Origin of the sequence: Mycobacterium bourgelatii (genome assembly GCF_010723575.1) — a bacterium.
GTDB lineage: Bacteria > Actinomycetota > Actinomycetes > Mycobacteriales > Mycobacteriaceae > Mycobacterium > Mycobacterium bourgelatii.
In genome coordinates this window covers 5,080,695-5,089,979 of the sequence record NZ_BLKZ01000001.1, presented here as the reverse complement: position 1 = coordinate 5,089,979, position 9,285 = coordinate 5,080,695, and the positions used below count along the sequence as shown (strand labels likewise).

Genomic DNA, 9,285 nt, shown 5'->3' with positions numbered 1-9,285 from the left:
CGGAAAGACAGGTAGGGACCTCTATGACCGCACCCGCAGCGGACCTGACCGGTTGGTCGGCGGCGCCTTTCACCGGCGGTGGCTACACGCACGACGTCTATCGCAAGGGGTCGGGCCCGGGGGTGGTGCTGATCCCCGAGTTGCCGGGCATCCATCCGGGAGTGCTGGCCCTGGGGAACCATCTGGTGGACAACGGCTTCACCGTCGCCATGCCGTCGTTGTTCGGCACTCCGGGCCGGCCGGTGTCCGGGGCCTATATCGCCTCGCAGATCGCGCGGGTGTGTGTGGCGCGGGAATTTGCAGCGCTGGCCACCAACAAGCAGCGGCCGGTGGCGCTGTTCCTGCGGGCGTTGGCCCGCGACCTCAATGCGTCCACGCCGGGCAAGGGCGTCGGCGTGATCGGGCAGTGCTTCACCGGGGGTTTCGCGCTGGCGGCCGCCGTCGACGACAGCGTGTTGGCTCCGGTGCTCAGCCAGCCGTCGGTGCCTTTCCCGCTGACGCCCGCACAACGCCGCGATCCCGGACTGAGTCAGGTCGAGTTGGGCGTCATCGCAGACCGCTGCGCGAACGACGGCCTGTGCGCCATCGGGTTGCGGTTCAGCGAGGACAAGATGGCCCCCGGCGAACGGTTCCAGACGCTCAAGAAGCGGCTCGGCGACGCATTCGAAGTGATCGAGATCGATTCCGGCCCGGGCAACCCACACGGCTTCACCAAGATGGCGCACTCGGTGCTGACCGACGAGGTTCGCGAGGTCGACGGTCAGCCGGCGTATGAAGCCCGCAAGCGGGTGGTCGAGTTCCTCACTCAGCGGCTGACTTAGCCGCGCTCTCGTCCTCGGTGTCGTCGGCGTCGGTGTCGCCGGCGTCGGTGTCGTCGCGCGAGCCGCGAGACAACCAGCTGCGCTTACCAGCTTTCGGCTCGACCGGTTTCAATTCGACGCCCTTGTAGACCGCCAGGTAGACGTCGATGGTGGTGACGATCATGATCATCAGCACCGGTCCGATGATGATGCCCCACGGGCCGAACATGCTGATTCCGGCGAACACCGACAGCAGCATCAGCGCGGAATTCAGCCGGGCATCTCGTGGCACCAGGATCGGGCGCAAGAAGTTGTCGATGTTCGTGACCACGAGCAAGTGGATGAGCACCACGAAGATGCCACCGCCGATGTTGCCGAAGAGGATCATCCCGATGCCGAACGGGATGGTCACTATGCCGCCGCCCAGCGGAATGATCGACAACGCGGTCAGCACGATCGCGAAGATGAAAAAGCCGTGGTGGAACCCGGCGATGTAGATGGACGCGGCGCCGGTGACGCCCTGGCAGAACGCGATGACGAACTGGCCGTTGACGGTGCCGCGCACCATGGAACCCATCTTTTTCAGGTACAGGTCCGTCGCCTCTTCGCCCAGCGGGTTGAGCTGCCCGATCAGGGTGCGCAGCTTTTCCTGGTTGGTCAGCAGAGCGACGAATACGTACAGGAAGATGATCGCCGAGGTGATGGCGCCGGCGAGGCTGCCCGCGGTGTTTTGCAGGAAGTGCAGCAACCATTCGCCGGCCGTCTGCGCGACCGTGACCATCGCCTTGCGCAGCTGTTCCTCGGTGACGGTGACATGGGCGAACGGGATCCGGGCCAACAAGTCGTTCGCCAGTTGCAGGGTCCTCTGGCCGAGTTCGCTGGGGTTGGTCGCCTTGACCCAGTCCGCGACGTGCTCGACCATCCGGGCGATCTGAACGATCGCCAGCCCCACCAGCAGCCCCACCGGCACGATCACGACGGCCAGCGCCGACAACAGGGTGAAGGTGGCCGACAAGCCGGTGTTGACGCGCTTGTTGAACCAATTGAACAGCGGCGTGAACAGGTAGGCGAAGACCGCCGCGACCACGATCAGCACGAAGTATTGGCGCAGGAAATACGCGCCGAACAGCAGCGCGATCAGCGTGATGATCGCGAGAGCGCGCTTCTGGGTGAGCGTGAATTCGGTGTTCATGCGCAGCGCAACATTACGCGCGAGAAGACGCAAACTCGCGTGATTTCGGCCCCAATCGTGGGATTTTGCGTCTGCTCGGCGGTAGATAGGAGTCCATGGACAACTGCGTCGTGGAAACCAGCTACGGCCCCGTCCGTGGGTGCCAGGTAGGGCGCGTCAAGGTATGGCGAGGCCTTCGATATGGCGCACCGCCGGTCGGCGACCTGCGTTTTCGCGCACCCGAACCACCCCGGCGCTGGACCGAGGTCGCCGACGCCACGCGCAACGGGCCGGCCTGCCCGCAACCCGTGATTCCGAACATGCCGCTCGACCTCGGCGCACCGCAGGGCGAGGACTGCCTGAGTCTGAACATCTGGGCACCGGCCGGCACCGAGCCCGGCGCCGGCAAAGCGGTGATGGTGTGGCTGCACGGCGGTGCTTACGTGATGGGGTCGGGCAGCCAGCCCCTGTATGACGGCACGCGGCTGGCCGGCGACGGCGACGTGATCGTGGTGACCGTCAACTACCGCCTGGGCGCGTTGGGCTTCCTGGACCTGTCGTCGTTCAGCGCATCCGGACAGCGGTTCGACGCCAACGTCGGCCTGCACGACGTGCTGGCCGCGCTGCGGTGGGTACGCGACAACATCGCGGCATTCGGCGGCGATCCCGCCAGGGTGACGCTGTTCGGTGAATCGGCCGGCGCAGGCATCGTCACCACGCTGCTGGCCAGCCCGGCGGCCGAGGGACTGTTCGCCCGGGGGATCGCCCAGAGCTCGCCGGCCACGTCGGTGTACGACCGGGAGCGGGGGCGCCGGGTCGCCGAATGCGTCCTCGACAAGCTTGGGCTCGGCCCGTCGGACATTGCGAAGGTCCCGGAGGTGTCGACGGCGGCGTTCGTGGCGGCCGCGCGCGAAGTGTTCGATGAAGTGCCCGTCCGCAACCCCGGCACGCTGGCGTTCGTCCCGATCATCGACGGCGACTTGCTGCATGACTATCCGGTGAAGTTGGCTCAGCAGGGCCGCCTGCTTCCAATCCCGCTGATCATCGGCACCAACAAGCACGAGGCGGCGCTGTTCCGGCTGCTGAGGTCGCCGCTGATGCCGATTACTCCGCACGCGATCACGTCGATGTTCACCCAGATCGCCGCCGAACAACCCGACCTGCAGTTGCCCTCCGAAGAGGAGATCGTTTCGGCCTACGCGCGCCACCGGCCCAAGTCGCGCTACCTCAGCATCGCCACCGATGTCGGCTTCCGGATGCCGACACTGTGGCTTGCCGACGGCCACCACGAGGTGGCCCCGACATATCTCTACCGGTTCGACTATGCGACGCCGTTGCTGAAACTGCTGCAGGTGCGTGCCGCGCATGCCACCGAATTGCCTTACGTCTGGGGCAATCTCGGTATGCCCAAGGATCCGACGCTCAAGCTCGGCGGCGCCAAGACCGCGTTCGCGATATCCGAACGGATGCGGCGCCGGTGGACTAACTTCGCCACCCTTGGAAAGCCGGAAGGTGCGGCCGGTGAGCCGGCATGGCCGTCATATCAGGACCCCGACCGGGCCTGCCTGGTCATCGACAAGCACGATGCTCTGTTGCACGACCCGGACGCACGCATCCGATCCGCGTGGGGTCGGCAGATGGTGAGCTTCCGATAAGCGCCTAACGCGATCCGCTGGCCGCCGGGGTGCGCTTGCCCGCCTTCTTGGCGGCCTGAGCCTCGCCCTTCATCTTGTTGAACAACTCGATGTAGTAGGGCAGACATTCGGCCAGGGCCTGCTCGGTGGTGAACAGCGGCTCGTAGCCAAGATCGCGGCGCGCCTTGGCAATTGAGAAGTAGTTGTCCGTTGAGATCCGTTCGATGGCCAACGGCTCGATCAGGGGTGCGGGGAGCCCGAACCGGAAGTGCAGCCGCTGCCAATTCGTCATCGCCCAGTGCACGGCCGGAGCGGGAACCCTTACCTTGGGCCACTTTTCGCCGCACGCTTCCACCACCGGCCGGGCGAACTCGAACATGTTGATCGGTTCGGCGTCATTGATGAAGTACGCCTGCCCGGGTGCGGTGCCGTCGGGCACCAGATGTTGGCCGGCCAGGATGAAACCGTGAATCAGGTTGTGCACGTAAGAGTTATCCAGCTTCACCGACTTCTTGCCGACCAGGACCTTGGTGTGGCCCTTGATCACGCTTTCGAACAGCTTGCGGAACATCGTCTGGTCGCCGCTGCCCCAGATGCCGCTGGGCCGGATGGCACAGGTCAGCATGCCCTCGACGCCGTTCTGTCCCAAGACGTATTTCTCGGCGACCACTTTGGTCTCGGTGTAGAGGTCGTTGAACCGGTCGGTGTAGGGGAGCGTCTCGTCGCCTCCGGCGATGTTCTGGCCACCCATCACCACGCTGTTGGATGACGTGTAGACGAACCGCTTGACGCCGGACTTCTGACCGGTCTCCACCAGGTTCTGGGTGCCGCCGACGTTGACCGAGAAACTGCGCTGCCGGTATTCCTCGGTCACCGAGTCGCCGCCCATCAACTCGATGATCGCCGCAGTGTGGATGACCGTGTCGATGCCGTCCACCGCTGCTTCGCAGGTTGCCCTGTCGGTGATGTCTCCCTGCAGCACCTCCAGTTGCGGGTGTTGCGGCAGTGGCGACGGCGCCCGGTCGAAGGAACGGACAAAATGTCCGCGGTCGAGCAATGTCTTGACCAGGTTGGCGCCGACGAAGCCGGAGCCTCCGGTAACCAGGACGCGGCCGAGTTCGGTTGTCAGAGATGCATCACCCATGCGGCGAAGCATAGTGAAACGTGTTCCAGTTTGGAATAGTATTTTGGTTTGGGTCAGTCCTGCGAGGCGTCGCCGGACCCGAGTGCATCGGTCACCCGCTGACGGGCGCCAGCTAAGTGCTCTTCGCACCGTTTAGCTAGTTGTTCGCCTCTTTCCCATAGTTTCAGCGACGCATCGAGGTCCAGTCCGCCCTGCTCCAAAAGGCGCACGACTTCGATTAGTTCATCTCGGCATTTTTCGTAGCCGAGCTGACTAATAGGCGTAATAGGAGTGTCCGCAGAAGACTCGTCAGTCATGTGGGGTGTGTCCTTCGCTCACAGCGGCTATGGCGCCGTCGGCAACCCGCACCCGCAGCTTGGTGCCGGCGGGGGCGTCGTCGATCGAACGCAGTATCTGAGTATCGGTGCCGGTCACGGTCTGCACGACCGCATACCCGCGGGCCAGGGTGGCCGCCGGGCCCAACGTCGCCAAGCGCGCGCCGAGGTGACCGATGCGCTCACTCTCGGCGTGGATCAGTCGGTTGATGTCGCGACGCAGCGCCGAGCGGGCACGATCCACTTCGTCGGCGCGTGTCGTGATCATCTTCAGCGGGTCGGCCAGCACCGGCCGATTACGCAGGTGGGCCAACGCTCGCTCCTCGCGGTGAACCCAGTTGCGCAACGCCTGCGCGCTGCGCCGGCGCAGGTCGTCTATCAGGCGCTGTTCGGCAGCGGTGTCGGGGACCACCTTCTTGGCCGCGTCGGTGGGAGTGGCGGCGCGCAGATCGGCGACCAGGTCGCACAACGGGTTGTCGGGTTCGTGGCCGACCGCGCTGATCACCGGCGTGCGGCAGGCCGAGATGGCACGGCACAGCGTCTCGTCGGAAAACGGCAGCAGGTCCTCGACGCTGCCGCCGCCGCGTGCCAACACGATCACGTCGACCTCGACGTGGCGATCGAGTTCCCGTAACGCCTCGACGATCTGTGAAACGGCGTTGGGTCCCTGCACCGCGGTGTTGCGCACGGCGAATCGCACCGCGGGCCAGCGCGAGGTGGCCACCGTCGTCACGTCCCGCTCGGCCGCGCTGGCGCGACCGGTGATCAGGCCGATCGTGTGGGGCAGAAACGGGATTGGCCGTTTGAGGCGCGGATCGAAGAGACCTTCGGCATCCAGCAGGCGGCGCAGCCGCTCGATGCGGGCCAGCAGTTCACCGACGCCGACGGCGCGAATCTCGCTGAGCCGCAGCGAGAACGTGCCCCGGCCGGTGTAGAACTGCGGCTTGCCGCAGACCACCACCTGGGTGCCTTCGGTCAATTTGACCGGTGCGTTGAGCACCAGGTCCCGCGAACACGTGACGGTCAGCGACATGTCGGCAGCGGGATCACGCAACACCATGAACACGGTCGCGGAGTTGGGCCGCATGGTGATCTGGGCCAGTTGCCCCTCCACCCATACCGTGCCGAGTCGGTCAATCCAGCCCGCGACCCGAATGGCTACCGCGCGTACCGGGAACGGATTCTCGGCCGAATTCCCTGCTGCGGCCCGGGTCACTTGGCGTTCGCGCGGGTGATCCTGTTGGCGATCAGGGTCTGGAACGGGGCGCGGGCCTTGGTGGCCTGCTCGTAGGCCAGCAGGGTTTCGAGCTCGGCGACGCTCAGCGATTGCAGGCGAGCCCGCAGCTGGGCCAGCGTCAGGGAGGGGTAGTCGAGTTCGGTCGCCACCGCCGGCGGCTCGACGTCAGCCCCGGACGACGACGGCCGCTGCCCGGTGGAGATGGGCTGGGTCGGGTCGCTTGCCGAGTCCGGTACGTCGGAAACCGAGTACAGCGCGAACCTTCCCTCGGCGCGGCGGTCGTTGTCGGCGTCCGGGCCGCCGGGGAACGGGAACGAGCCCCCTTCGCCGTCGATGACCTCGAGGTCCTCGTCGAAAACCGCCCATTCGGGCTGCTCGTCCTTGGGCGGGAACAGCGTCTCGAGGGTGCTGTCGCCCTTGATCACGAGCTCGGCCAGGTTTTGCTGGAACCGCATCACCAGGTGCGCCGCCTGACTCGCCAGCGTCATCGGATACATCAGGATGGTTCGCGGCAGCCTCATCGTCTCCTCCACGGCGACTGTCGCCGCGCCGACAATGAGCCGAACGCCATACGGTGCACTAGCCATGTGTCCAAGATTGCCTGAAGCTGCGGCTAACTCCAAGCTGAAGACGCGCAGATGGCGGGACCGCGTTGGCGTTACGTACCCTGAACATCATGGTGCCGCCTATCGACATGGGGATTCCCGGTGCTTCGATATCGGTGGCCTCTGGAATCCAAAACCGCAAGCGAGTGCTGCTCGCCGAGCCGCGCGGCTACTGCGCGGGCGTCGACCGCGCCGTCGAGACGGTGGAACGTGCGCTGGAAAAGTACGGTGCGCCCGTCTACGTGCGTCACGAGATCGTGCACAACCGGCACGTGGTGGACACCCTGGCCCAGGCGGGAGCGGTGTTCGTCGAGGAAACCGACGAGGTCCCCGAAGGGGCCATCGTGGTTTTCTCTGCGCACGGCGTGGCGCCGACGGTGTACGCGGCCGCCGCCGAGCGCAATCTGCAGACCATCGACGCCACCTGCCCGCTGGTCACCAAGGTGCACAACGAGGCCAAGCGCTTCGCCCGCGACGACTACGACATCCTGCTGATCGGGCACGAGGGCCACGAGGAAGTCATCGGCACGGCCGGCGAGGCGCCCGACCACGTGCAACTGGTGGACGGTGTGGAGTCCGTCGACAGCGTGACCGTGCGTGACGAGGACAAGGTGATCTGGCTTTCCCAGACCACGCTGTCGGTCGACGAGACCATGGAGATCGTCGAGCGGCTGCGGCAGCGGTTCCCCAAGCTCAAGGATCCGCCCAGCGACGACATCTGCTACGCGACCCAGAACCGGCAGGTCGCCGTCAAGGCGATGGCCCCGGAGTGCGAGCTGGTGATCGTCGTCGGTTCGCGCAATTCGTCCAACTCGGTCCGACTGGTCGAGGTGGCGCTGAACGCCGGGTCTCGGGCCGCCTACCTGGTCGACTGGGCCGACGACATCGATCCGGCGTGGCTGGACGGGGTCACCACGGTGGGGGTCACCTCCGGTGCGTCGGTCCCGGAAGTGCTGGTGCGCGGTGTGCTGGAACGGCTCGCCGACTGCGGGTTCGACATGGTGCAACCGGTGACGACAGCCAACGAGACGCTGGTGTTCGCGCTGCCGCGCGAGATCCGGCCCAGCCGGTCAAGCTAGCTTCGCCGGGCCTAGAGGACTGCCTACTCCCAGGATTCTGGCTGCGTTTTGCGGGGTGCCCGCGGCCGACTCCGCCGCTCGTGCCGCGGCTCGTCGCGGGTTTCCTCCCGCGGCGCTGACGTGCGGTACCGGACCTGGGAAATCGGATGGTGAGTCGGGTTCGCGCCGTTTCCGCTGGGCGCCGGGCGGCGCCGGGGCGGGGGTTCGTAGGGCGCGTACCGGTCGTAGGGGTTTTCTCGGCGCCTGCTGGGCCGCTCGCGTTCGCGTTCGGCAGGGTCGGCCGCCTCGTAGCCCTCGTAGGGATCGAAGCGGCTGCTGCGGCGCTGAGGTCGGTCGTAGGGCCGCTCGTAGGGGTTGCGACGCGGGTGCGGGTCGCGACGCATCTCCCGAGGCGGTTGGGCTCGCAAGTCGGATTCGGATGGGGGCGGACGGCGACGCGACCGGCGGGGTGGCTCGTCGGCGTCGAAATCCCCCGCGGTGCTCGGGGGCGTTCTGCGCGGGCGGCGCGGGCGGTCGGCGGCCGGTTCGCCGCGCTCGTCCAACGGTGGCCGGGCATGCCGGGAACGGGAACCGGAACGGGTTCGTGCCGACCGTTCGCCTGAGAGACCGCTTCGTGCGGTGCGGTTGCTTCTGGTGGAACGGCTGATCTTGTGGGCCGGTTGCGAGTCGGTGCCGGACGCTTCGTCGTCGTCGGTCTCGGGACCGCCCAGCAGCGAACTGAGTTTCGCCGCAATCCCGCTGAAGATCGACGGGCGCGGGTTGGGTACGGCAGCGTCTTCTTCGGCTTCTTGTGTGGCGTTCGCCACTGCGCCGGTGCGTTGTGCGCTTCCGATGAACCAACGGATCAGGCCGAGCAAAAGTACGCCGCCGGCGGTACCCAGCATCAGCGGGAACCGCTCGATGAGTGGGTAGCCGCAGTTGATCAGCAGGTCTTTGAACTTATCGATCTTGCCGCCGTGGAACATCCAGTAGGCGCCCGGCACCGCGCAGAACAAAATCAGGGGCGGTTGGATGACGGCGGTGAACACGGCCGACTGGCGCACCACCAGCACCGCTGCCACGCAACCGGCGATGTAGAGGCCCGCGAAGGTGTGGCTCAACTCCTTGTTGCCGGCATCAAGCAAGTACCCAACCGCAGTCGTCCCGGCGGCGAGAAGCACTGCGGCCCACCAGGGCACACCCGGAAGATTGCGGAGTATCGAGCGGTGGCTCGGCTCCACCGTCGATCCAGCGCGCTGCGTTGACACATGTTGACCGTACCGGCATCTGAGCCAAAGCCCCGTATATAGCTGGACAACTGA

The 9,285-nt window shown here is 66.1% G+C and carries 9 protein-coding genes; 3 read left to right on the top strand and 6 right to left on the bottom strand.

The genetic code is table 11. The annotated features are described in order from the left end of the window. The first annotated feature begins 23 nt into the window (after positions 1-23). On the top strand, positions 24-821 hold the full coding sequence (locus G6N68_RS21735) for a dienelactone hydrolase family protein (RefSeq protein WP_163716777.1): 798 nt from the start codon (positions 24-26) through the stop codon (positions 819-821). Here G6N68_RS21735 and G6N68_RS21730 read toward each other — a convergent pair. Next, on the bottom strand, positions 802-1,992 hold the full coding sequence (locus G6N68_RS21730; protein ID WP_163716774.1) for an AI-2E family transporter: 1,191 nt from the start codon (positions 1,990-1,992) through the stop codon (positions 802-804). The two genes, G6N68_RS21735 and G6N68_RS21730, sit on opposite strands and share 20 nt — an antisense overlap. Positions 1,993-2,087: 95 nt before the next feature. On the opposite strand from G6N68_RS21730, the gene G6N68_RS21725 reads away from it, so the two are divergent. Further along, a complete protein-coding gene (locus G6N68_RS21725; RefSeq protein WP_163716770.1) occupies positions 2,088-3,626 on the top strand; it encodes a carboxylesterase/lipase family protein in 1,539 nt (512 codons plus the stop codon). Positions 3,627-3,630: 4 nt separating this feature from the next. On the opposite strand, the gene G6N68_RS21720 is transcribed toward G6N68_RS21725, so the two are convergent. The 4 genes from G6N68_RS21720 to G6N68_RS21705 are packed head-to-tail and all read right to left on the bottom strand — an operon-like array spanning position 3,631 to position 6,887. Next, positions 3,631-4,761: a 3-beta-hydroxysteroid dehydrogenase gene (locus tag G6N68_RS21720; RefSeq protein ID WP_163716767.1), complete on the bottom strand. Its 1,131-nt coding sequence runs from the start codon at positions 4,759-4,761 to the stop codon at positions 3,631-3,633. A gap of 41 nt (positions 4,762-4,802) precedes the next feature. Next, on the bottom strand, positions 4,803-5,045 hold the full coding sequence (locus G6N68_RS21715) for an exodeoxyribonuclease VII small subunit (RefSeq protein WP_163716764.1): 243 nt from the start codon (positions 5,043-5,045) through the stop codon (positions 4,803-4,805). Then, positions 5,038-6,279, bottom strand: coding sequence for an exodeoxyribonuclease VII large subunit (gene xseA / locus G6N68_RS21710; protein WP_163716762.1), 1,242 nt, complete (start codon positions 6,277-6,279; stop codon positions 5,038-5,040). Before xseA ends, G6N68_RS21715 begins: the two co-directional genes overlap by 8 nt. Further along, the gene (locus tag G6N68_RS21705; protein WP_163716759.1) at positions 6,276-6,887 is read right to left on the bottom strand and encodes a lipid droplet-associated protein; all 612 of its coding nucleotides are present in this window, start codon (positions 6,885-6,887) and stop codon (positions 6,276-6,278) included. The genes xseA and G6N68_RS21705 overlap by 4 nt, the downstream gene beginning before the upstream one ends. Before the next feature lie 89 nt (positions 6,888-6,976). Between G6N68_RS21705 and G6N68_RS21700 the strand changes: the two genes are divergently transcribed. After that, positions 6,977-7,984, top strand: a complete 1,008-nt coding sequence (locus tag G6N68_RS21700) for a 4-hydroxy-3-methylbut-2-enyl diphosphate reductase (RefSeq protein WP_069420931.1) — start codon at positions 6,977-6,979, stop codon at positions 7,982-7,984. Positions 7,985-8,007: 23 nt separating this feature from the next. Here G6N68_RS21700 and G6N68_RS21695 read toward each other — a convergent pair whose 3' ends face one another. Continuing rightward, on the bottom strand, positions 8,008-9,231 hold the full coding sequence (locus G6N68_RS21695; protein WP_205351405.1) for a DUF6542 domain-containing protein: 1,224 nt from the start codon (positions 9,229-9,231) through the stop codon (positions 8,008-8,010). Positions 9,232-9,285: the final 54 nt, after the last annotated feature.